This is a genomic window from Kosakonia sp. H02, from assembly GCA_030704225.1.
Classification (GTDB): domain Bacteria; phylum Pseudomonadota; class Gammaproteobacteria; order Enterobacterales; family Enterobacteriaceae; genus Kosakonia.
The window spans coordinates 3,479,059-3,503,250 of the sequence record CP131915.1 but is presented as its reverse complement, the minus strand read 5'-3'; the positions used below and the strand labels follow the sequence as shown (position 1 = coordinate 3,503,250).

The window sequence follows — 24,192 nt, the reverse complement described above, 5'->3', positions numbered from 1 at the left end:
GCGCCGCCTTAGCTGCGGCGTTTTTCCGCGTACATCACCTTGCCGCTGTCTTCGAGCATATCGCGCAGCGTAGTGTACTTATCACCGTTTTCGATAATGCCGTGGGAGTAGTTGATGTGGTAGTTCTTACCGGGCAACTGGTCGAAGGCATCCATCCGCGTTTGCAGATCGAATAAAAACGCATCCACATCGTGACTGGCGCTGTTGCCCAGCAGTACCGCAAACTCACCGCCGCCCATCCGCGCGGCGATATCCTGCTCTTTCAGGCATTTGGTCAGATTGCTGGAGAAGGTTTTTACCACCGCGTCGCCCTCTTTATTACCAAGGACTTCGTTAATCGATTTCAGGTTATCGATACTGAAATAGAGCAGGCTGAACGGCGTGTTGTGCTCTTTTGACCAGCTAAATCGTTTTTCGCCGGAACGATAAAACCCCCGGTTGTTTGGCATGCCGGTAAGGGAGTCGGTCATTGCCATACTGAGGATTAAAAACTCATCTTCGACGATGGCGGCGAAATCAAGCAGGGTGTTGATTTCCGCGCTGGAGAACGGGCGCGGATAGGTATCGATAATGCAGATAGTCCCGGCAATTGCGCCGTCTGGCAGGCGCACCGGGCAACCGGCATAGAAACGCACCCACGGCTCGCCGGTGACAAACGGGTTATCGGCAAAGCGCGTATCGGCAAGCGTGTCTTTCACAATAAACGCGCCCTCTTCGAGAATGGCATGGGCGCAAAAAGAGAGGTTGCGCGGGGTTTCACGGTTATCGATGCCGCTGCGCGAGAGCAGCCATTGACGGTCGCGATCGAGCAGGCTAATCACCGCAATCGGCACATCAAACGTCGTTTTTGCCATGCGGGTTAACCGGTCAAAGCGTTCGTCATCCTTTTTATCGAGCAGATCCATCATATACAGCGATTTCAGCCGCTCTCTTTCATTGACTGGCATAGCCGGAAAAATCATACGACGCCCTCGATAAACCGTGTTTACTAAAGTGTAGACATTTCTTATAGCTATTGCGTTATATATCCATAACTTGTCTGACGCGAAAACGGATCGCACTCCCTGCGAATTGCCGCCCCCTGGCGATGCACCTACAATCGTCTGACTTACCAAACAGGAGTTATGCCATGTCTCAACTCTCGCTTACATATCGTCTGGGCGACAAAGAAGTGGGTCGTCTGGGTTACGGTGCCATGCAGCTTGCCGGTCCTGGCGTGTTTGGCCCACCGGCTGACGAAGCTCGCGCGATTCAGGTGCTGCGCGATGCGATTGCCGCCGGGGTCAATCATATTGATACCAGTGATTTTTACGGCCCGCATGTCACCAATAAATTGATTAAACAGGCGCTGCATCCTTACCCGGACAATTTAACGATTGTGACGAAAGTGGGCGCGCGTCGTGATGATAAAGCCAACTGGCTGCCGGCATTCAGCGACGAAGAGCTAACCCGCGCGGTGGAAGATAACCTGCGTAATCTTGGGCTGGAGGCGCTGGATGTGGTTAACCTGCGCGCGATGTTCGGCGTGCACGGGCCGGAAGAAGGATCGCTTGAGGCACCGCTTGCAACATTGATTAAGCTGAAAGAAAGCGGCTTGATTCGCCATATCGGCCTGAGCAATGTTACGGCGAAACAGGTGGCGGACGCGCAAAAAATGACGACTATCGCCTGTGTGCAGAATCTCTACAACGTGGCGAACCGCCAGGATGACGCGCTTATCGACAGCCTGAATGCGCAGGGCATTGCCTTTGTGCCGTTCTTCCCGCTCGGCGGGTTTACGCCGTTGCAATCCAGCGAGTTGAATGATGTCGCGCAGGCATTGGGCGCCACGCCAATGCAGGTCGCGCTGGCGTGGCTGTTGCAGCGTTCGCCAAATATTCTGCTTATTCCGGGAACCTCTTCCCCGCAGCATTTGCAGGAAAATCTGGCCAGTGCGCAGCTTGAACTGCCGCCAGAAGCGCTGGCGACATTGAACGGTATTGGTGCGTAATAAGATGTGTGCCGGATGGCGCGTAAACGCTACTCCGGCCTACGTTGTGGCATCGCTACGGTCGATGGTCGCTACCGATTCCCGGCACACTAATTCGCCCTGATGGGCGCTCGGCGGCGTTTCATCCGGCATCAACACAATCGCCACCGCGTGGCGGATCATCTCATCCATCGGCACGTGAAGGGTGGTGAGCGCCGGGTTGTAATATTTGCCAATCACCGAATCATCGAACCCCGCAAGGGAAACATCCTGCGGTAAGCGTAATCCTGCTTGCTGGCAGGCTTTTGCCACGCCAATTGCCATATCATCATTGCCCGCCAGCACACAGGTAAATGGCACATTGCGGGCCAGCAATTCACGCCCGGCTTCATAGCCGCTGTCGGTGCTCCAGCTGCCGCGCACCAGCAATTGCGGATCCGGCTCGATACCGGCCTTGCGCAGCGCATTCTCATAACCCGCTAAACGGCTCTCGCCCGTCGGCGAGCCTTCTGAACCGGCAACAAACGCGATACGCGTATGTCCCTGCGCCAGCAGATGCGCCATCATCGTTTCGCAGCTTTGCTGATGATCGACATACACGCACTGGTGGCGGTGGCGAATCAGCTCGCGGTTGATCACCACAATTGGCGTTTCGCTGTTATCGATAATCTCGTCGAGTTCCTCGACCGTCAGGTATTTGGGGTAAATCATGATTGCTTCACAACGCAGCGACAGCAGCAGGTCGATGGCGTCGCGCTCTTCCTGCGCACTGTGTTTACCGTCGGCCAGTACCAACTGGCGGCCATGCATTTCGCTGTCCGTCGCCGCGTGGTAAATCATGCTGGAGAAGAACGGGCCATTGTACAGACCGTTAGTGATAACCAACCCCACCGAGTTGGTTTTGTTGTTGGCAAGGTTGCGCGCCAGTTGGTTTGGCTTGTAACCCGTTTCGTCAATCGCCTGCATAATGCGGGCTTTGACCTCCTCGCGGACAAAAACTTTGCCATTCAGCGCGCGCGATACTGTCGCTTTGGAGACGCCCGCCAGCCGGGCGACATCCAGTATCGTTACCATTATTCAACCTCACTCTTATTTTTATGCTGCTCAGGCCAGCGACATCAGCGGCACGCCCACGGTGACCGCGCCCTGCGACTGGTGGCGGGTAAGCGTAAATTCATCGCTATTGACCACCAGCACCGGCGTCGTCAGATCGTATCCTGCCTGCTCAATGTGCTCTTTATCGAATGCCAGCAGCGGTGTGCCTGCGCTCACTCTGTCGCCCTCTTTGACCAACGGCGTAAAATACTGCCCCTGTAAATTAACGGTATTGAGGCCGACATGGATCAATAATTCTGCACCATTATCACATATCAGGCCGATAGCGTGATGAGAGTCAATCAATGTTGCGACCTGCGCATCACAAGGCGCAACAACTTTACCTTCGTGAGGAATAATGGCGATGCCATCGCCCAGCACTTTGCCGGCAAAAGCTTCATCTTTCACACTTTCCAGCGCAATCACTTCGCCTTTTATCGGGCTTAGCATCTGCAACGAACCGACGGTCAGCGGCGCGTTTGTTTCCGGCTGGATTTCTTCAACCGGGTCGTCAAAACCAACAAACTGCACCATCACAACGGTCAGCACAATCGCTGTGCCGGCGCCTGCCAGTTCGCCAATAAAGGACATTGGCGCTTCAGGGCTAATGGCGTTCACCAGCGTAAACAGACCCGGCAATGCGGCATAGGCGTAATAAAGGCTGCCAAAGAGACTCGCGACCACGGCACCGATCGCCCCGCCAATGCAGCCGCAGATAAACGGCTTTTTGAAGCGTAACGTCACGCCGTAAATCGCCGGTTCGGTGATACCAAAAATGGCCGTTACGCCTGCCGACAGGGAGGTGGCTTTCAGTTGCTTGTTGCGGCTTTTGATAAACACGCCGAACACTGCCGCCATCTGGCCGATCACCGCGATGGTCTGGTAGGCCTGGAAAGAGTCATAACCCTGGGTGTCGAAGTTGGCCATGATCACCGGCGTAATGCCCCAGTGCACGCCAAAAATCACAATCACCTGCCACACGCCACCAATAATCGCCGCCGCCAATGCCGGAGCCGCATGGAACAGGGCGTTATAACCGTTCGCCACGCCGAGTGCCGCCCAACTGGTTATCGGCCCAATGACAATTAACGTTAGCGGCACGATCACCACAAAACAGATGAGCGGCGTAAGCAGCGGGCTAATCACGTCCGGCAGCCATTTTTCCACGCGGCGCTCAAACCAGGAGAGCGCCCAGACGAGGAACAGCGGCGGCAGCACCGACGAGGTATAGACTGTTTCCGCAAGCGGGAAGAAGAGGAATTTCACTTCGCTACCGGCGGCGATTTTCCCTGCCAGCGTTGTCCACTCCGGGTTTATCAGCGCACAGCAGCAGAGCACGGCAATAAAAGGGTTACATTTGAAATGGCGCGCGGCGGTAATGGCAATAAATACCGGCAAGAAGGCAAACGGCGTCCATGACATAAAGTTGAGCACCGCAAATGTGCCGGTGGATTTGATATCCGCATCCGCCAGACCGAGCAGGATCAGCAGGCCTTGCAAAATCCCGGCGGCGGCAAGGATATAAACGATGGGCGCAAACACCGCCGACATGGTGGCGATCACCGCATCCAGCCAGCGTGTTTTCTGCGGTGCGCTGTTGTCGCGCTCTTTCACCATGCCGCTGAAGGCGCTAAACACATCGGCGACGTGAGTGCCAATCACCACCTGGAACTGTCCGCCGCTTTCCACCACCGCAATCACGCCGGGCAGGCTCTGCACATTCGCTTTCGCCGTTTCGGGCGTTTTATTCAGCACCAGCCGCAGACGCGTGGCGCAGCGGGAGAAGTTGCTGATGTTCTCTTCACCGCCAACTTCCCGAAGGATATCACTCGCTAACTTGTTGTAATCCCTGATAACGGCCATTTTTATTTACCTTTTATTATCGGAAACTGAGTAGGTGTAACTGGGTGAAACCGGTTTCATGCTGGCCTGGTGAGGACCTTGCGCAACCGGTTTCATGGAGAAATGCGAGCTAAATCACTCCATGATTTGTGGTAGGGGGAGGAAGACGAACCAGTAAAGTTTGTTAGGGTAAGCTTGAAAGGCAGAGTAGTTTTTTTGGTGAAAACTCAGAGCCAACCGTGTTTCATTTAGTACGGATCGGTTTTTACCCTTGAGTTTATAGCCTAATGGCTATAATGTTCGCCGATAGCGGGAAAGCTATGAGGGAACGATAATGTGGGATGTCATAACAACGGAGCGTTTCGATGTTTGGTTTTATCTACAGCCTGAGCTTTTGCAGGATGAAATTTTGGCTGCTTTCAGAATACTGGGCGAATTTGGACCCAACCTTGGACGCCCCTATGTCGATACCGTCAAAGGATCTAAATACGTGAATATGAAAGAGTTAAGAATTCAATTTTCGGGTAATCCTGTTCGGGCATTTTTTGCTTTTGACCCCAGGCGGCAAGCCATTGTGTTATGTGCTGGAGATAAGACTGGCGTTAATGAGAAACGATTTTATAAAGACATGATCAAAATCGCAGATGCAGAGTTCAGCCTTCATCTACGAAATAAGGAGTTAACATGGCAACCTTAGATGAGCTTTTAGCAAAACGTAGCCCTGAAAGCCTGGCGCGCATTGAAGCCCGAGTTGATGAACTGCGCCGGAACATTGTTTTGAGCCAACTGCGTGAGGAACTCAATATTTCCCAGACTGAGCTTGCCGTGGCTATGGGGGTGAAACAGCCGACATTGGCGAAAATCGAGCAGCCCGGAAATGATCCGCGCCTTTCAACCCTTAAACGTTACGTTGCTGCATTGGGTGGTGAATTAAGCATTGATATCACTTTACCGACAGGCAAGCGCGTCGCATTTCATATCTGACATTAATGTTGTGAATACGTTGCCGGAAGGCACCTGCACCTTAACCGGCCTACACTCCCGTAGGCCCGGTTTTTTCACGAATGTTCCGTTATCGCCTGCGCGGCGCAAATCAGCGCCAGGTGGCTTAAGCCCTGCGGCAAGTTGCCGCTCCATTTCCCGGTGCGGACATCAAACATCTCATTGAAGGTATCGACATTCCCTTTGTCGCAGATGCAGTTGAGGATCTCATCCATCGTCTTTTTCGCCTGCTCAATGTCGCCCATTGCCGCCCAGGCTTCCGCCAGCCAGAAAGAGCACGCGACAAAAGTGTTTTCCTCTTCCTGCACGCCGCTGTAGCGGTACGTCATGGCGCAGCCGTCGCCCAACTCTTCGCGTATCGCCCGGTAGGTGGATAACATGCGCTGCGGATTGACCTTATTGCCGTAGTGATGAACCAGCGCCAGCGACGCATCCAGCCGACCGTCGCTTTGTGGGTAAAAGAGATAAGCCTGTTTGCTCTCCGACCAGCAGTGGCTTTCAATCCAGTCGCGGATCCGATCGCGCTCACGCTCCCAGCGGCCCACCCAGGTCGGTTCAATAGACATCTCTTTTGCCATTTGCAGCGCCATATCCAGTGCCATCCAGCACGCCATTTTCGAATGGGTATAGTGCTGATGCTCGGGCAACTCCCAAATGCCGCAATCTTTTTGCCGCCAGTGATCGGCGCAGCAATTTGCCAGCTCGCCGAGCAAGCGCGATGTTCGCAGATCCAGCACATGCCCGGCCTTCACAAACAGTTGCGCCGTCGCCAGCATGTCGCCGTACATACTGAGCTGGAGCTGATCCTGAGCATTATTCCCCACCCGAACCGGGCGGGAATCCTTAAACCCGCGCAGGGGCGGATACGTTTCGCGCGGCACTCTATCGCCTTCCAGCGTGTAGCAAGCCTGCAACTCTACGCCGTGGCGAATAATCGTTTTTGATAACCAGGAAAACGCGGCCTTACACTCTTCCAGCGCGCCGAGAAAGGCGAAGGCTTTAATGATCAGACACGCATCGCGCACCCAGGCATAGCGGTAGTCATAATTTTTCTCTTTCCCGACCCTTTCCGGGATCGAGGTTGTCGCCGCCGCTGCAAGGGCTCCGGTGGGTGAATACCAGAGAAACTTCAACGCCAGCGCCGAGCGCCCGACATGGTTTCGATAACTCCCTGCATAATTGAGACTTTTCGACCAGTCGACCCAGGCGGTATGGCTGGTTTCGATTCGCTCATCAATAGCCGCAAGATCGGGCACCGCCAGCGGCTCTTTCTCAGTGACCAGCAAGGCGATCAGCGTGCGACGCCCAGGCACGGCGGTTAGCGTGCCGCGGATCTGTTCATCATCCAGACACGTAATCTCGACATCCTCGCTGGTGCGCAGCATCGCCATTAAATCTGCAATATGGTAGACGTTGCCGTGCGAGGTCTCATGCAGCCAGGGGGAACAGGTCTCCGCCCGCGTACCGAAACGCAGCGCGAGCGTCATCGTCACTTCACCTTCAATCCCCTCCACGCGCCGCGCCAGTTCGCTCCACGGCAGGCGGCCCGCCAGCGTGCTGTTAATCGACTCGGTCACCCGCACTTTGCCGGTATCGGTGGTAAAGATGGTTTCCAGTACATTGCTGTCATCGCGATAGCGGCGCGTTACGCTGTAGGGCTGCCCCGGTTCAAGCTGAAAAAAACCGCCAATACCGGGGTCGAGCAGGCGGTCAAAAAGCGGGGAAGAATCCAGGTTTGGCGCACACCACCAGTCAATGGAGCCATCGGGCGCGATTAACGCAACGGATCGGCCCTCGCCAATCGCGGCGTAATCGCCAGGCTCGACAAAACCATTTTCCCGGACGGGAGACGTGTATTGCGCGTTCTTCACGGTATTTGTTGTCCTGTGCAGAGGGGGAAATGCAGACGTGGCCGCCGGGCGGCGACCACGCAGGTTGGCATGAAAACCGGGTTTTACAACGTACCGGTACCGCCATCGGAGCACCATACCTGACCGGAGCTGTAGCTGCTTTCCGCCGACGCCATGGTCACGTACAGCGGCGCAATTTCCACCGGCTGGCCTGGACGTTTGAGCGGCGCGCTGGCACCGAACTGCTGCACTTTTTCCTGCGGCTGACCGCCACTGGATTGCAGCGGCGTCCAGTATGGCCCCGGCGCAACCGCATTCACGCGAATACCTTTCTCGCCAAGCTGCTGGGCAAGGGATTTAGTAAACGCCACAATCGCTGCTTTCGTTTGCGCGTAATCCAGCAGGATCGGGCTTGGCTGGTACGCCTGCACCGACGAAGTGTTAATGATGCTGGCCCCGCGTGGCAGGTATTCGACCGCCGCTTTGGTTATCCAGAACATGGCATAGACGTTGGTTTTAAAGGTCGCGTCAAAGTCTTCCGTGGAAAGGGTCAGGATAGACTCGTTGAACTGCTGGCGACCGGCGTTATTCACCAGAATATCCAGCCCGCCCAGGCCATCCACCGCCTCTTTCACCAGCTTCTTACAGAAATCTTCAGAGCGGATATCGCCTGGAATGGCGATCGCTTTGCGGCCTTCGGCTTCGATCAGTTTGATAACTTCAGCCGCATCGGACTCTTCTTCCGGCAGGTAGCCAATCGCGACATCCGCGCCTTCGCGGGCATAGGCAATGGCGACAGCGCGGCCGATACCAGAATCACCGCCGGTGATAAGCGCCTTGCGCCCGGTCAAACGGCCAGAACCACGATAGCTGGTTTCGCCATGATCCGGCACCGGGATCATCTTGCTGGCAAGACCGGGAGGCGTTTGCGGTTGTTCGGCAAAAGGAGGATTTGGGTACTGCGGCGCTAATGTGTTTTTAGGGCTTTGCTCTGCCATGCTTTCTCCTTAAACGTTATGTAGACACGTTTTTAAGCCTGGCATAGATGTGAGCATTGTCACGTTACGGCTGCGCAAAATATGCGCATGTAAAAAATGCCGGCAGCGGAAAAGGGGTTTCCCGCTGCCAGCTGATATCAGTCGAGATCGGCCCCGTTACTGGCGATCACTTTCTTGTACCACCAGAAGGATTTCTTGCGGCTGCGGGCCAGCGTACCGTTACCGGTATCGTCTCTGTCGACATAAACAAACCCGTAGCGCTTGCTCATCTCGCCAGTGGACGCCGCCACCAGATCGATACAGCCCCAGGTGGTGTAACCGATAACCGGGATCCCGTCTTCAATCGCATCGCCCATCGCGCGGATATGCTCGCGCAGGTAGCTAATGCGGTAATCATCTTCAATCTCGCCGTTGGCGTTGATTTCATCTTTCGCGCCCAGCCCGTTTTCCACCAGGAACAGCGGTTTCTGGTAGCGGTCGTACATCATGTTCATGGTGATGCGCAGACCAAGCGGGTCGATGCCCCAGCCCCATTCGCTCAATTCAACGTGCGGGTTACGCAGGGATTTGACGATATTCGCCGCGCTGGTGTTATTGGCGTTCATATCCGCCGAAGCACAGCGCGAGGCGTAATAGCTGAACGAAACAAAATCGACGATGTTCTTGAGGATCGCGTCATCCCCGGCTTCTTTGACAATCTGCACGCCTTTCTCACGAAACACGCGGGCGGAGTAAGCCGGGTAGCTGCCGCGCGCCTGCACATCGATAAAGAATAGATTTTCGCGATCTTTTTCCAGCGCCGTCCAGACATCGGCCGGTTTGCAGGAATACGGGTAGAAATTGCCGCCCGCCAGCATGCAGCCAACCTGGTTTTGCGGGTTCACTTCATGGGCGATTTTGGTCGCCAGCGCGCTGGCAATCAGCTCATGATGCGCGGCCTGGTATTTCACCTGATCCTGATTTTCGCCTTCCTCGAACACCAGCCCGGCACCGGAGAAGGGGCTGTGCAGCATAATGTTGATTTCGTTGAAGGTCAGCCAGTACTTCACCAGCCCATCGAAGGCTTCAAAGCAGGTACGGGCGTAACGGGTGAAAAACTCCACCATTTTGCGGTTACGCCAGGAGCCATACTCAATTACCAGATGCATCGGCACATCGAAATGGCACAGCGTCACCAGCGGCTCAATGTTGTACTTTTTGCACTCTTCAAACACCGAACGGTAAAAAGCGATGCCTTCCGGGTTTGGCGTCAGTTCATCCCCTTTCGGGTAGAGGCGGCTCCAGGCAATTGAGGTGCGAAACACCGTAAAGCCCATCTCCGCCATCAGGGCGATATCCTCTTTGTAGCGGTGATAAAAATCGATCGCCTCATGGCTCGGGTAATATTCGTCATCGCGCAAGGCAAAGCGTTTTTCCTGACCCAGTTTGACCGGCAGACGGTTCGCGCCGTGCGGGATCATATCGACGGTGGTCAGCCCTTTGCCGCCCTCCAGATATCCCCCTTCCGACTGGTTGGCGGCCAGTGCGCCGCCCCATAAAAATCCTTGCGGAAATACAGCCATGCGTTACCTCGCTTTATTAATCAGGCTTGTGCTTCTTTAACAGTGACCGGCTGCGCCGTTGGTGCTTTGTTCTCAGTTTCGACCGGAATATCCTCAAACCCGAGCAGCAGCGTCAGCACAAAGGACAACACCACCGCCAGCGCCATCACGCCGAACACCCAGACAATGGTCATCGGGTTTGCCGGATCGAAGAACTGCACGCTGGTAAATAACCCCGGGGCCGCCATCGAGTGGCTGGCAAGCCCGGCAATGCCAGCGACCGCGCCGCAGATAAAGCCGCTAATTAAGCTGGCGATAAGCGGGCGTTTCAGGCGCACTGCGACACCGTACAGCGCCGGTTCGGAGATCCCGGCAAGAATAGCGGACGCTGCCGCCGCCATTGCAGTCTGACGCAGTTCCGGGTTTTTCGTTTTCCACGCCACCGCCAGCGAAGAGCCGCCGAGAGACAGGTTCGCGCCGATTTCCGACGGCATCACCATGCCTTCTTTACCGGTTTCGGCAATGGTCTGAATAATGGTTGGCGTAAAGACGCGGTGCATCCCGGTCATCACCAGCAGCGGCCACAGCGCGCCCATAATGGCAACGGAGAGCCAGCCAAGATAGCCGTGAATGGTGTAAACCAGCGCGGAAATCGCGCTACCGATCCAGATCCCCAACGGGCCAATCAGCACAATCGCCAGTGGCGCGGCAATCAACACGATCAGCATCGGTTTGAGGAAGTTTTTCGTCACCGCCGGGGTGATGCGATCCACCCAGCGCTCAATGTAAGAGAGGCACCAGGTCATCACCAGCGCCGGGATAACCGTGTAGGTGTATTTCACCGCGGTCACCGGGATCAGCGCGAACTCTACATGCTCGCCCTGTGCGGCTTTCGCCATTAAATCAATAAAACTCGGGTGCACCAATACACCGGCAATCGCAATCGCCAGCGACATATTGGTTTTGAATTTAACGGCAGCCGAGGCGGCCACCATCAGCGGCAGGAAGAAGAAGGCCCCATCGCCGATCACCGTCAGAATAGTCAGCGTTGAGGAACCCTTTGGCAGCGCGCCGGACATCTCCAGCATCATCGCCAGCAGTTTGACCATCGACCCGCCGATGATCGCCGGGATCAGCGGTGACATGGTGCCGATCAGCGCATCGAGAATGCCCGCGCCAATGCGTCGCAGCGTCAGCTTCTGGTTGGTTTGCACCTCGACCGGCTGCATATCCTGTGGCAGCAGGCTGACCACTTCGCGAAACGCCTGGGAAACGGTGTTACCAATAATCACCTGGCACTGGTTGTCGTTACGAACCACGCCCATTACGCCGCTCACGCTTTTTAACGTGGCACTGTCGATGCGCGTTTCATCTTTCACCACGAAGCGCAGACGCGTCATGCAGTGCGTTACGGCGGCGATGTTATCGACTCCGCCGAGCGCATCCACTACCGAGCGGGCTAACGGTGCATAATTCTTAGCCATTTTATTTTTATCCTGTTTAATCAATAGGGTAAGGATTTATCGCACGTTCAGGCGGCGATGAAATAGAAAATAAGTAACCGGTTCCACAAAATCATGATGAGTTTATTTGTAGTGGGCAAGCGCTAAAAATTAGCAATATTCAAAATCGTGATGCAGATCACCATGAAAAGAGAAGGGATAAACCGACGGATCAAGGGTTAACGGTTCCCTTCCTCGCTGCGCCTGAAGTACACTTCGGGTCACGAAATTTGCAGGGGTGTCAAAGATGGCGACAATGCTGGAAGTGGCAAAGCGGGCAGGGGTGTCAAAAGCCACCGTCTCACGCGTGCTAACGGGCAAAGGGTATGTCAGCGAAGAGACAAAAAGCCGCGTGTTTCAGGCGATTAGCGAAAGCGGCTATCGCCCGAACCTGCTGGCACGCAGCCTTGCCAGCAGCAAAACCCAGACGCTGGGTTTAGTGGTCACCAACACCTTGTATCACGGCGTTTACTTTAGCGAGCTGCTCTCTCACGCAGCGCGTATGACCGAAGATAAAGGCCGCCAGTTGCTGCTGGCGGATGGCAAACACAGCGCCGATGAAGAGCGCCAGGCAATCCAGTACCTGCTCGATCTGCGCTGTGACGCCATTATCATCTACCCGCGTTTTCTCAGCGTCGATGAGCTGGATGCGATTATCGACAGCCATTCGCAGCCGATTATGGTGCTTAACCGCCGCTTGCGAAAAAACCTCAGCCATTGCGTTTTTTGCGATCAGCACGTCGCCAGCCAGCGCGCGGTGGCGGAACTGATTGCGCACGGCCACCGGGATATCGCCTTTATCACCGGCTCGCTGGATTCTCCTACTGGTATTGAGCGTTTATCCGGCTATAAAGATGCGCTGGCCCAGCACGGCATTGCTGTGCGTAACGATTTGATTGTCGAAGGGAAATGGACACCGCAGAGCGGCGCTCAGGGAGTGAAAGCATTGCTCTCTCACCAGGCAAAATTCACCGCGCTGGTGGCGAGCAATGACGATATGGCGGTGGGCGCCATTAAGCAGCTTCATGACAGCGGGATTGCGGTGCCGCAGCAGGTCTCGGTCATTGGCTTTGATGATATCGCCATGGCGCCGTTCACCGTTCCGGCGCTGTCCAGCGTCAAAATCCCCGTGACCGGGATGATTAAAGAGACCATCAATCGCCTGATATTTATGCTCGACGGCGGCGATTTTACTTACCAGCGCACGTTCCCCGGCGAATTAATTCTGCGCGACTCCCTGATTTGCGGCCCCCACGCCTGATCTCGTCAGCTGTCATCGTCACTTGTGTCGATGACAGCACCCGCTTTTTTTAATCTTCTTACTTAACAACCAGTTAAAAACTGGCACGCTTTATGAATACTCCCGCGGGACAAGGCTCTTAGCTGGAGAAAATAATGAACCGATTTATTATGGCCGACGCCGCAAAATGCATTGGCTGTCGCACCTGTGAGGTCGCCTGCGTGGTCTCTCACCAGGCGCAGCAGGATTGCGCGGCGCTCACCCCGGAAACCTTTTTACCGCGTATTCATGTCATCAAAGGCGTCAATGTGTCGACGGCAACGCTCTGTCGTCAGTGCGAAGACGCACCCTGCGCCAACGTCTGCCCGAACGGCGCAATCCGCCGTGATGAAGGGTTTGTGCATGTGATGCAGGAGCGCTGCATTGGCTGCAAAACCTGCGTGGTGGCGTGTCCCTACGGCGCAATGGAAGTGGTCGTGCGCCCGGTGATCCGCCACAGCGGCGCGGGGTTAAACGTACGGGCCGAGAAAGCCGAAGCCAACAAATGCGATCTCTGTCACCACAGTGAAAGCGGCCCGGCCTGTATGCAAGTCTGCCCGACCAAAGCGCTGGTCTGTGTCGATCGTAATTTACTGGAACAGATGAGCGCGGAAAAACGACGTCGCGCCGCGCTGGACAGCAATGTGTCCATCATGTTCTAACTCATCCCCTTTCACTTTTAACAGGTCTGTTACTGATGAAAAAGATCACAAGTGTTTGCCCATACTGCGGCGCGGGCTGCAAATTAAAACTGGTTGTTGAAGACGGAAAAATCATTCGCGCGGAAGCCGCCGACGGCCATACCAACCAGAATGAACTGTGCCTGAAAGGTTACTACGGCTGGGATTTTCTCAACGACACCAAACTGCTGACCCCACGCCTGACCCAGCCGATGATCCGCTATCAAAAAGGCGGCAAATTAACCCCGGTCACCTGGGAAGAGGCGATTCGCTACACCGCAAAACGTCTGAGTGAGATCAAGGCCAAATTCGGCCCGCGCGCCATCATGACCACCGGTTCTTCACGCGGCACGGGCAACGAAACCAACTATGTGATGCAAAAATTTGCCCGTGGCGTGCTGAATACCAATAACGTCGACTGCTGCGCCCGCGTATGCCACGGCCCCTCTGTCGCCGGGTTGCAGGAAACCCTTGGTAACGGCGCGATGAGTAACTCCATCGGTGATATTGAAAACTCCAGTTGCCTGTTAGTTTTCGGCTACAACTGCGCCGATTCGCACCCGATCGTGGCGCGCCGGGTGGTCAAAGCGAAACAAAAAGGGGCGAAAATCATTGTTTGCGACCCGCGTCGCATTGAAACCGCGCGCATTGCCGATCAGCATCTGCAACTGAAAAACGGCTGCAATATGGCGCTGGTTAACGCCTTTGGTTACGTGCTGCTTGAAGAAGAACTCTACGATAAAAATTATGTCGCCAGCTTCACCACCGGGCTGGAGGCTTACCGCGAAACGGTGAAAGATTACGCGCCGGAAGCGGTAGAACACCTGACCGGCGTACCGGCAAAACAGGTGCGCCAGGCAATGCGCACCTACGCCGCCGCGCCGTCTGCCACCATTATGTGGGGTATGGGCGTTACGCAGTTTGGCCAGGCGGTGGATGTGGTTAAAGGCCTCTCCAGCCTTGCGCTGCTCACCGGTAACCTTGGCCGGGAAAATGTCGGCGTCGGCCCGGTACGTGGGCAAAACAACGTGCAGGGCGCGTGCGATATGGGTGTCATTCCTAACCAGTTCCCCGGTTATCAGGATGTGGTGAACCCGCAGGTGCGGGCTAAATTCGCTAACGCCTGGGGCATCGATCCGGCGGTGATGGACGATAAAGTCGGCGTGCGTATTACCGAAGTGCCGCACCTGGCGCTGGAAGGCAAAGTGAAAGCCTACTACATCATGGGCGAAGATCCGTTGCAGACCGAAGCGGATTTAGGCCTGGTGCGCAAAGGCTTTGCAGCTCTCGATTTGGTCATCGTGCAGGATATCTTTATGACCAAAACTGCCGAACAGGCGGATGTGCTGCTGCCCGCCACCTCCTGGGGCGAACACGGCGGCGTCTTTACCTGTGCCGATCGCGGTTTCCAGCGGTTCGAAAAAGCTATAGAGCCGAAGTACAACGTCAAACGTGACTGGGAAATTATCAGCCTCATTGCGACTGAAATGGGCTACCCGATGCATTACGACAACAACCAGCAGATTTGGGATGAGCTGCGCGAGTTGTGCCCGCTGTTTTACGGCGTCACCTACGAAAAAATGGGCGATATGGGCCATGTGCAGTGGCCGTGCCCGACGCTGGATCACCCCGGCACGCCGTATCTCTACCAGAACAACAAATTCGATACCCCGGACGGCAAAGGCCACCTGTTCGCCGCCCCCTGGCGCGCGCCTGCCGAGCGCCCGGATAACGAATTCCCGCTGGTACTCTGTACGGTGCGCGAAGTGGGGCACTACTCCTGCCGTTCGATGACCGGCAACTGCGCGGCGCTGCAAACCCTCGCGGATGAACCGGGTTTTGTGCAGATCAACCCGCAAGATGCAGAAGCACTGGGCGTCAAAGACCGCCAACTGGTATGGGTCGAATCCCGCCGCGGCAAAGTGATTACCCGTGCGGATGTGAGTGAGCGTATCAATCAGGGCAGCGTTTATATGACCTACCAGTGGTGGGTTGGCGCGTGCAACGAGCTGACCCAGGATAATCTCGACCCGATTTCCAAAACGCCGGAGACCAAATATTGCGCAGTCAGGGTGAGTGCGATCAACGATCAGCCCTGGGCCGAAGAGTACACTCGGAGCACCTATCAACAGATGAAGACGCGCCTGCGCAATGCGGCGATGCAATGATGATATGAGCAATAGCAACGGTGTTTGCTTACGTGTGTACGGTAAAGTGCAAGGGGTGGGCTTCCGCCCCTTTGTCTGGCAACTGGCGCAGCAGCTTGCGCTAAAGGGCGATGTCTGTAACGACGCGCAGGGTGTGGAGGTTCGTCTGCTTGGCGATGCAGATAACTTCCTCGCCCTGCTGCAACAGCACTGCCCGCCGCTGGCGCGCATTGATCGTGTTGAGCACCAGCCTTTTCACTGGCAACCCGTCCCGCAAGATTTCACAATTCGTCACAGCGCGGGCGGCGCGATGAACACCCAAATCGTCCCCGATGCGGCAACCTGTCCCGCGTGTCTTGCGGAGATGTTCAACCCCGCTGAGCGCCGCTTTCGCTACCCGTTTATCAACTGCACCCATTGCGGGCCGCGCTTTACCATTATCAACGCCATGCCCTATGACCGGCCTTATACGGTGATGGCGGCGTTTCCGCTGTGCCCGGCCTGTGAGGCGGAGTACCGTAACCCGCTGGACCGGCGTTTTCACGCTCAACCGGTGGCCTGCCCGGACTGCGGGCCGCAACTGGCGTGGCGTGATAACAGCTACCGTGCGACAGGCGAAGAGGCGCTGCAAATGGCCGTCGCGCTGATAAAAAGCGGCGGCGTGGTGGCGGTGAAAGGCATCGGCGGGTTTCATCTTGCTTGCGATGCCAGTAACCAGGCGGCTGTGTTGCACCTGCGTACGCGCAAACAGCGCCCGGCGAAACCGCTGGCGGTAATGCTGCCAAACGGTGACGGGCTGGCAACGGATGCGCAGCGCCTGCTTTCAACGCCTGCCGCGCCGATTGTGCTGGTGGAAAAATCCAGCCTCAGCGGCCTGTGTGACGCCATTGCCCCAGGGCTTGATGAAGTCGGCGTGATGTTACCGGCAAACCCGCTGCAACATTTACTGGCGCAGGCGTTACAGCGCCCGCTGGTGATGACCTCTGGCAATCTCAGCGGCAAACCGCCCGCTATCAGCAATGCGCAAGCGCTGGACGACCTGACACACATCGCTGACGGTTTCCTGCTGCATAACCGCGATATTGTGCAGCGCATGGACGATTCTGTAGTGCGGGCGAGCGGTGAAATGCTCAGGCGCTCCCGAGGTTATGTGCCGGATGCGTTGCCGCTTCCCAACGGTTTTCGCGCTATTCCGCCGTTGCTGTGCCTTGGCGCGGACATGAAAAACACCTTCTGCCTGGTGCGCGGCGACAGTGCTGTGCCGGGGCAGCATTTCGGTGATTTAACCGATGATGGCGTAGAAGCGCAGTGGCGAAACGCGCTGCGCCTGATGCAGCACATCTACGATTTCACCCCGCAACAGCTGGTGGTGGATGCTCACCCGGCGTATCGCACCCGCCAGTGGGCAGAAAGTGAAGGTTTGCCGCTGCAAACGGTGCTGCACCATCACGCCCACGCCGCCGCCTGCCTCGGTGAGCATGGCTGGCCGCTCAATGGCGGAGATGTCATTGCGCTGACGCTTGATGGCATCGGCATGGGCGAGGGCGGGGCGTTGTGGGGCGGCGAGTGTTTGCGGGTCAATTACCGCGAGTGTGAACACCTCGGCGGCCTGCCTGCGGTAGCGCTGCCGGGCGGTGATGTCGCCGCCAGGCAGCCGTGGCGTAATTTGCTGGCCCAGATGCTGGCGTTTGTGCCCGGTTGGCAAAACTACCCGGAAACGGCGGAAATCCAGCAGCAGAACTGGCCGCTACTGGCGCGGGCAATCGAGCGGGGTATTCAATCGCCGCTGGCGTCATCCTGCGGGCGACTGTTTGATGCAGTTGCCTGCGCGCTCGGCTGTGCGCCGCGGGAACTCAGTTATGAAGGCGAGGCCGCCTGTCGGCTGGAAGCGCTGGCGCGTCAGGTTGCAAACGTTGAGCACCCTGTCATTTTGCCGCTGCGCGACAATCTGCTCGATCTGGCGAGCTTCTGGCAGACGTGGCTGAACTGGCAGGCTGCGCCGGAGCAACGGGCATGGGCGTTTCACGATGCGCTGGCGCGGGGATTTGCACAGCTTATGCGGGAACAGGCAACACCGAGAGATATCCACACGCTGGTGTTCAGCGGCGGCGTGCTGCATAACCGCCTGCTCAAGCGCCGCTTACAGCACTATCTGGCGGATTTCCAGTTGCTGTTTCCCCACCAGCTCCCGGCCGGGGATGGCGGGATTGCCTTCGGCCAGGGGCTGGTGGCAGCGGCGCGGGCTATACCGCCAGCGCTTTAAGCAGGGCAAACGCTTCTTTCATCCGATCTTCGCTGACGACAAACGCACGAAGTTTGTCGTCGCTATCCATCCCTTTCGCCACCATGCCGACGGCGTCGGTGGCAACCTGCCAGCGCAGATCGGCGCGATGAGTTTCGCCAGCCAGATGCAGCGGCATCAGCGGCGTTTTCACTTTCACCAGCATTGCGGGCAGCGTCAGTTGCGCCGGGTTGCCAGTGAGGTTTTTCGCCAGCGTCAGCGCGCTAAGCTGGATAGGTTGCAGGAATGGCAATACCCGACCGTTGATCTCAGCGCAATCACCCAGCGCGAAGATATTCGGATTGCTGGTTTGCAGCATGCCGTTTACCACAATCCCGCGCCCGGTTTCCAGCCCGGCGGCCTGCGCCAGCGCGCTATGCGGCAACAGACCGGTGGCGGCGACCACCACATCGGCGTCGACAAAACGTTCATCATCAAGCTGCGCGCGCACGCCGTTTTCACGCTCATCAAGCTGCGTTAAGCGCGATGAGAGCAGCAGTCGCACGCCCATTGCTGTCAGGCAGTGTTGCAGGCGACCGCTCACTTCCGGTGGCATCAGCGAAGGCAGAATGCTCGCCGCGTTATCCAGCACGGTCACGGTTTTTCCCGCGCGGCGAAAATCCATCGCCAGCTCGCAGCCAATCAGCCCCGCGCCGACAATCAACACGCTGTTGGCATCGCGCAGTTTGGCTTCGCAGGCGTGATACTCCTGCAAGCTGTTGAGCGTCAGCATCTGTTCGCGCCCCGGCAGCGGCGGCACAAACGCTTTCGCCCCGGTTGCCAGCACTAATTTGTCGTACTGCCACTGTTTGTCCGCGCTTTTCACCACCTGCGCGTGGGTGTCGATAGCGGAGACAAAAGTGTAGGGGAACAGCCGCAAGTTAAACTGCTCGGCAAACTCACCCGCCGTCTGGCGAATCAAATCGTCGGCGCGCTGCGCCTGGCTAATGACATGGCTGAGATCCGGTTTGTTGTACTCTTCCATGCCGTCGGCGGCGATCAGGGTTAGCGGCACGTTGCTATCCAGTTTGCGGATATTTTTCACCAGCGTCCGGGCGGCGAAGCCCGAACCGATAATCACAATGCCTGCGCTCATTTTGCCTCCACTGCCAGTTCGTCAAACACCTCTTTGCCGAGCGAACACTCCGGGCAAAGGAAGTTGTCCGGCACCTCGCTCCACGGCGTACCGGGCGCGACATCCTGCATCGGCTCGCCTTTTTCCGGGTCGTAAATCCACTGACAAACACTGCACTGCATACTCGGGCCGAGATCCGCAACGGCTGCCGCGGCACAGGCGCAGGCTTCTTTTTCTGCGGGTTTGCTTACGGGTTCCGGCAGCGGGGCGAGCGCCCACTGGCGGGCAATCTCGCGCCCGTGCTGGCGGCACACTTCCAGCGCGTCCATGTCCGGTCGCCATTTCGCTTTCAGGCTGACGGACATCTCAAAGCCAGCATCCTGTAGACGGGTAGAGAGACGGTCAACCGCGCCGCCGCTCCAGCCGTGGGATCCAAATGCGCCGGCGCGTTTGTTACGAAAGCGCAGACCGGTTATCTCTTCCACCAGCCCGGCGATTTTCGGCATCATCACGTTGTTCATGGTCGACGTGCCGACCAGCACACCTTTCGAGCGGAAGACATTGGTGAGAATGTCGTTTTTGTCGCTGCGGGCAACGTTAAAGATTTTCACCGCCACGCGCGGATCGACTTCGTTGAGCCCCTGAGCGATGGCGTCGGCCATCATGCGGGTGTTGTTGGACATGGTGTCGTAGAAAATCGTGATGCGATCTTCCTGATAATCTGCCGCCCATTTCAGGTACAGCTCGACGATTTGCGTCGGGTTATCGCGCCATACCACGCCGTGGGAGGTGGCAATCATATCCACTGGCAGGTTGAAGCCGAGGATCTCGGTGATTTTTGGCGTCACCAGGCGGCTGAACGGGGTCAGAATATTGGCGTAGTAGCGCTGGCACTGCTCGAACAGTTCGGCCTGATCCACTTCATCATTGAACAGACGTTCATCGCAGTAGTGCTGACCGAAGGCGTCGTTGCTGAACAGCACGGCGTCGCCGGTCAGGTAGGTCATCATGCTGTCCGGCCAGTGCAGCATCGGCGTTTCAACGAAAATAAGCTGTTTGTCGTTGCCGATATCCAGCGTATCGCCGGTTTTCACCACATGGAAATTCCACTCTGGGTGATGATGGTGACCGTTGATCGAGTCGATGGCGTTATGGGTGCAGTAAATCGGCGTGTTCGGGATGTGGGACATTAGCTCGGTCAGTGCGCCAGCGTGATCCTCTTCGGCGTGGTTGATCACGATGTAGTCGATCATTTCAAGGTCGATCTCGCCGCATAAATTCTGCACGAACTCGCGGCTGAACTTGTGATCGACGGTATCGATCAACACGTTTTTGCCTTCGCGGATCAGGTAGCTGTTATAGCTGCTGCCTTTCAGGGTTTTGTATTCGGTGCCATGAAAATCGCGCACTTCCCAGTCGCGTTGTCCAACCCAGTGAATGTTATTTTTTACATGAATAGCCATGGTGTAAGTCCTGTGCAGTTTTTTCAATTCGATGGCATGGCTATATCAAGTTGCGTGCCAGTTTTTTAATTTATTGATTTATAGCTTTTTATTTATTTTATCGAAAACATAAATGTCATTATGACTATGATAAATACTGTCAATATGACACTATGCATTGTCAAAAAGACAGTGAGGTAAGCATGAGTTTTTCGCTGAATGTGCTGGCAGGCATCGCCATTGAACTGCAAAGCGGTATTGGGCACGCGGACCGTTTCCAGCGGCTGATCACCACCCTGCGCCAGGTGCTGGAGTGCGATGCGTCGGCGTTATTGCGCTACGAAGCGCGGCAGTTTATTCCGCTGGCCATCGACGGGCTGGCGCAGGATGTGTTGGGGCGGCGCTTTACGCTGGAAGGCCACCCGCGACTCGAAGCGATTGCCCGCGCGGGCGATGTGGTGCGTTTTCCCGCCGATAGCTCGCTGCCCGATCCCTACGATGGCCTGATCCCCGGCCAGGAGAGCCTGAAAGTGCATGCCTGCGTCGGGTTGCCGCTGTTTGCCGGGCAGAACCTGATTGGCGCGCTGACCCTTGATGGTATGTCGCCAGATCAGTTCGATACCTTCAGCGATGAAGAGCTGCGGCTGATTGCCGCGCTGGCGGCAGGCGCGCTGAACAATGCGCTGCTGATTGAGCAACTGGAAAGCCAGAACATGCTGCCCGGTGCGCCCGCGACTTTTGAGCAGGTGGCACGCAGCGAAATGATTGGCCTGTCGGCGGGCATGATGCAGTTGAAAAAAGAGATTGATATTGTTGCGCCGTCCGATCTTAACGTGCTGATAAGCGGTGAGACCGGCACCGGCAAAGAGCTGGTGGCGAAGGCTCTCCATGAAGGTTCGCCGCGCGCGGTCAATCCGCTGGTCTATCTCAACTGTGCCGCATTGCCGGAAAGCGTCGCCGAAAGTGAGCTTTTCGGCCATGTAAAAGGGGCGTTTACCGGGGCTATCAGCAACCGTAGCGGAAAATTCGAGATGGCGGATAACGGCACGCTGTTTCTTGATGAGATTGGCGAACTCTCCTTGTCGCTCCAGGCGAAACTATTGCGTGTGTTGCAGTACGGCGATATTCAGCGCGTGGGCGATGACCGCAGCCTGCGGGTGGATGTGCGCGTACTCGCGGCGACGAACCGCGACCTGCGCGAAGAAGTGCTGGCCGGGCGTTTTCGCGCCGATCTGTACCATCGTCTGAGCGTGTTTCCGCTGACGGTACCGCCGCTGCGTGAGCGGGGTGAAGACGTGGTGCTGCTGGCGGGTTATTTCTGCGAGCAGTGCCGTTTGCGTCTGGGGTTGGGCCGCGTGGCGTTAAGCCCCGGTGCGCGGGCGCATCTGCTGAGCTATGGCTGGCCGGGGAATGTGCGCGAGCTGGAACATGCCATTCACCGTGCGGTGGTGCTGGCGCGCGGCACGCGAAACCATGACGATGTGGTGCTGGAAGCGCGTCATTTTGCCCTGAGCGATGAACCCGCAGCGGTTTCGCCGTTGGTCACGCAGCCGGGCGCAGAGCAAAATTTGCGTGATGCGACAGAGGATTTTCAGCGGGCGTTTATCTCCCGCTCGCTGCAAGAGCACGGCGGAAAATGGGCGCCCTGCGCCAGAGCGCTGGAGATGGACGTCGCCAACCTGCACCGGCTGGCGAAACGCCTGGGGCTGAAGGGTTAAAGAATACCGGCCTGGTAAAAGTCCTGAAGGTTGATGGCACCGACCAACTGACCGGCGTCATCCACCACCGGTGCGGCGGCGATTTTGCGCTGCATCAACCGCTCTTTGGCATCCACCGCGCGGCTGCTGGCGTCAAGCGTAATACCGCCCGGTGTCATCGCTTCGCTGACATCTGCCGTTAACGCGCCGCCTGCCACCAGCCAGCGGCGCAGGTCGCCGTCGGTAAAAACACCTTTTACGTGGCGTTCGCTGTCGCATACCGCCACCAGACCCAAACCGGTGCGGCTCAGTTCCAGCATGGCGTCCATCACGCTGGTGGTGAGGATCACCTGCGGAACCTGCTCCTCTTTGCGCATCAGGTGATGCACTTTATTGAGTAGCCGTGCGCCAAGTGCGCCCGCCGGGTGCGAACGGGCGAAATCCTCTTCATCGAAACCGCGCGCCTGCATCACCGCCATCGCCAGCGCATCGCCCATCATCAGCGTATTGACGGTGCTGGAAGTCGGCGCCAGATACATTGGGCAGGCTTCACGTTCCACGGCAATATCCAGCACCGCGTGGGCGGCCAGCGCCAGCGGCGAAAGAGGTTTACCGGTCATTGCCAGCAGCGCAACGGACTTTTCTTCAAGGCGCGGCAGGATCAGATCCAGCTCTTTTGCCGACCCGGAGTAGGAGATAAACAGCATCACGTCCCGGCTTTCAATCATGCCGAGATCGCCGTGCAGCGCTTCCGCCGGATGGACAAAAAAGGCCGGTGTGCCGGTGCTGGCAAACGTAGCGGCAATCTTTTTGCCGATATGGCCCGACTTACCGATACCGGAAACAATCACTTTCCCTTTGCAGCTCAGCACCGTTTCGGCGGCGCGGACAAACGCTTCGCCAAGGCGTTCCGGCAGGCGGCTCGCTTCCTGTAATTCCAGCAGCAGGGTTTGTCGCCCGGCGTTAATTAATGACTCACTCATTCGCTTCTCCGGCAATGATCACTTCGACGCCTTTCTCTTCCAGGGCGGCACGTACGTCCGCTGGGATCCCGGCATCGGTAATCAGTTTGTCGATGCTCTCAAGGCTACAGACAATGTTCGGGCTTTTGCGGCCAAACTTTGAAGAATCGGCCATCAGGATCACTTCCCGCGCGGCGTTGCACATCGCTTTGCTGACGGTAAACACTTCATTGAAAGTGGTGACCCCGGCATTCAGATCGATGCCGTCGGTGCCCATAAACAGTTTGTCGAAACTGAAGTGCTCAAAGGCGTTTTCTGCCAGTTGGCCGTGGAAGGAGGCGGATTTTTTACGGAAGGTGCCGCCGGGCATCAGAATGGTTTGTTCGTTATCCAGCTCTGACAGGGCGTTGACGATATGCAGGCTGTTGGTCATCACCGTGATGTTGTTGAAGTGGCTCAGCAGCGGCACCATTTGCAGCACTGTACTGCCCGCGTCGAGGATAATTGAATCCCCGTCGTGGATGTAGCCAACCGCCGCTTCGGCAATCAGCCCCTTTTGCACGGTATTGATCAGCGTTTTGTGATCGATAGGCGGATCGGCCTCGTCTTTGTTGAGCACTACGCCGCCATAGGTGCGGATCACCGCGCCGGACTGCTCCAGCGCAACCAAATCCTTACGTATGGTCGTCCCCGTGGTGTCGAAGTGATGTGCCAGCTCTTCAACAGAACACTTTCCCTGCTTTTGCAGATGCTCAAGAATTGCCGCCTGACGCTGACGTGGTTTCATAGGCGAAGTTATCCTGCGTTACGTTGCGAAATGATAATTTCGC

Annotated in this window: 19 protein-coding genes; 8 read left to right on the top strand and 11 right to left on the bottom strand. The window is 56.7% G+C overall.

From position 1 onward, the window contains the following. Positions 1-8: 8 nt before the first annotated feature. Positions 9-962 carry a sensor domain-containing diguanylate cyclase gene (locus tag Q5705_16415; GenBank protein ID WLI76156.1) on the bottom strand — a complete coding sequence of 318 codons (954 nt, stop codon included), beginning with the start codon at positions 960-962 and terminating at the stop codon, positions 9-11. Between the two features lie 167 nt (positions 963-1,129). Between Q5705_16415 and Q5705_16410 the strand changes: the two genes are divergently transcribed. Continuing rightward, positions 1,130-1,990 (top strand): aldo/keto reductase family oxidoreductase, encoded by an 861-nt coding sequence (locus Q5705_16410; protein WLI76155.1) that lies wholly within the window; start codon positions 1,130-1,132, stop codon positions 1,988-1,990. Between the two features lie 39 nt (positions 1,991-2,029). Here Q5705_16410 and Q5705_16405 read toward each other — a convergent pair whose 3' ends face one another. Further along, the gene (locus tag Q5705_16405) at positions 2,030-3,043 is read right to left on the bottom strand and encodes a LacI family DNA-binding transcriptional regulator (protein ID WLI76154.1); all 1,014 of its coding nucleotides are present in this window, start codon (positions 3,041-3,043) and stop codon (positions 2,030-2,032) included. A gap of 30 nt (positions 3,044-3,073) precedes the next feature. Then, a complete protein-coding gene (locus tag Q5705_16400) occupies positions 3,074-4,927 on the bottom strand; it encodes a beta-glucoside-specific PTS transporter subunit IIABC (GenBank protein WLI76153.1) in 1,854 nt (617 codons plus the stop codon). A gap of 313 nt (positions 4,928-5,240) precedes the next feature. Here Q5705_16400 and Q5705_16395 point away from each other — a divergent pair, with 313 nt between their 5' ends. Both Q5705_16395 and Q5705_16390 read left to right on the top strand, forming a co-directional pair. Next, positions 5,241-5,603 (top strand): type II toxin-antitoxin system RelE/ParE family toxin, encoded by a 363-nt coding sequence (locus Q5705_16395; GenBank protein ID WLI76152.1) that lies wholly within the window; start codon positions 5,241-5,243, stop codon positions 5,601-5,603. Beyond that, positions 5,591-5,890: a helix-turn-helix transcriptional regulator gene (locus Q5705_16390; protein ID WLI76151.1), complete on the top strand. Its 300-nt coding sequence runs from the start codon at positions 5,591-5,593 to the stop codon at positions 5,888-5,890. The genes Q5705_16395 and Q5705_16390 overlap by 13 nt, the downstream gene beginning before the upstream one ends. Before the next feature lie 74 nt (positions 5,891-5,964). Here the strand turns inward: Q5705_16390 and Q5705_16385 are convergent, their stop codons facing one another. The 4 genes from Q5705_16385 to ascF all read right to left on the bottom strand — a co-directional run bounded on the left by Q5705_16385 (position 5,965) and on the right by ascF (position 11,781). After that, a complete protein-coding gene (locus Q5705_16385; protein WLI76150.1) occupies positions 5,965-7,779 on the bottom strand; it encodes a glycoside hydrolase family 15 protein in 1,815 nt (604 codons plus the stop codon). An 83-nt stretch (positions 7,780-7,862) separates the two neighbouring features. Continuing rightward, positions 7,863-8,756, bottom strand: coding sequence for an SDR family oxidoreductase (locus Q5705_16380; protein WLI76149.1), 894 nt, complete (start codon positions 8,754-8,756; stop codon positions 7,863-7,865). 137 nt (positions 8,757-8,893) lie between these two features. Beyond that, a complete protein-coding gene (locus Q5705_16375) occupies positions 8,894-10,318 on the bottom strand; it encodes a 6-phospho-beta-glucosidase (GenBank protein WLI76148.1) in 1,425 nt (474 codons plus the stop codon). A 20-nt stretch (positions 10,319-10,338) separates the two neighbouring features. Further along, positions 10,339-11,781, bottom strand: a complete 1,443-nt coding sequence (gene ascF / locus Q5705_16370; GenBank protein ID WLI76147.1) for a PTS cellobiose/arbutin/salicin transporter subunit IIBC — start codon at positions 11,779-11,781, stop codon at positions 10,339-10,341. A gap of 265 nt (positions 11,782-12,046) precedes the next feature. On the opposite strand from ascF, the gene Q5705_16365 reads away from it, so the two are divergent. From Q5705_16365 to hypF, 4 genes are all read left to right on the top strand, one after another. Further along, positions 12,047-13,060, top strand: a complete 1,014-nt coding sequence (locus tag Q5705_16365; GenBank protein WLI76146.1) for a LacI family DNA-binding transcriptional regulator — start codon at positions 12,047-12,049, stop codon at positions 13,058-13,060. A 134-nt stretch (positions 13,061-13,194) separates the two neighbouring features. Beyond that, positions 13,195-13,740, top strand: coding sequence for an electron transport protein HydN (gene hydN / locus Q5705_16360; GenBank protein WLI76145.1), 546 nt, complete (start codon positions 13,195-13,197; stop codon positions 13,738-13,740). 35 nt (positions 13,741-13,775) lie between these two features. Continuing rightward, positions 13,776-15,926: a formate dehydrogenase subunit alpha gene (gene fdhF / locus Q5705_16355; GenBank protein WLI76144.1), complete on the top strand. Its 2,151-nt coding sequence runs from the start codon at positions 13,776-13,778 to the stop codon at positions 15,924-15,926. Positions 15,927-15,930: 4 nt separating this feature from the next. After that, a complete protein-coding gene (gene hypF / locus Q5705_16350; GenBank protein ID WLI76143.1) occupies positions 15,931-18,168 on the top strand; it encodes a carbamoyltransferase HypF in 2,238 nt (745 codons plus the stop codon). On the opposite strand, the gene norW is transcribed toward hypF, so the two are convergent. Together norW and norV are read right to left on the bottom strand one after the other, a co-directional pair. After that, positions 18,149-19,282: an NADH:flavorubredoxin reductase NorW gene (gene norW, locus Q5705_16345; protein ID WLI76142.1), complete on the bottom strand. Its 1,134-nt coding sequence runs from the start codon at positions 19,280-19,282 to the stop codon at positions 18,149-18,151. The genes hypF and norW overlap by 20 nt on opposite strands. Then, complete coding sequence (gene norV / locus Q5705_16340) at positions 19,279-20,724, bottom strand: anaerobic nitric oxide reductase flavorubredoxin (protein WLI76141.1); 1,446 nt, start codon at positions 20,722-20,724, stop codon at positions 19,279-19,281. Before norV ends, norW begins: the two co-directional genes overlap by 4 nt. Before the next feature lie 182 nt (positions 20,725-20,906). On the opposite strand from norV, the gene norR reads away from it, so the two are divergent. After that, positions 20,907-22,421, top strand: coding sequence for a nitric oxide reductase transcriptional regulator NorR (norR, locus tag Q5705_16335; GenBank protein WLI76140.1), 1,515 nt, complete (start codon positions 20,907-20,909; stop codon positions 22,419-22,421). Here the strand turns inward: norR and gutQ are convergent. Both gutQ and Q5705_16325 read right to left on the bottom strand, forming a co-directional pair. Continuing rightward, positions 22,418-23,383, bottom strand: a complete 966-nt coding sequence (gene gutQ / locus Q5705_16330; protein WLI76139.1) for an arabinose-5-phosphate isomerase GutQ — start codon at positions 23,381-23,383, stop codon at positions 22,418-22,420. The two genes, norR and gutQ, sit on opposite strands and share 4 nt — an antisense overlap. Then, positions 23,376-24,149 (bottom strand): DNA-binding transcriptional repressor, encoded by a 774-nt coding sequence (locus Q5705_16325; protein ID WLI76138.1) that lies wholly within the window; start codon positions 24,147-24,149, stop codon positions 23,376-23,378. Before Q5705_16325 ends, gutQ begins: the two co-directional genes overlap by 8 nt. Positions 24,150-24,192: the final 43 nt, after the last annotated feature.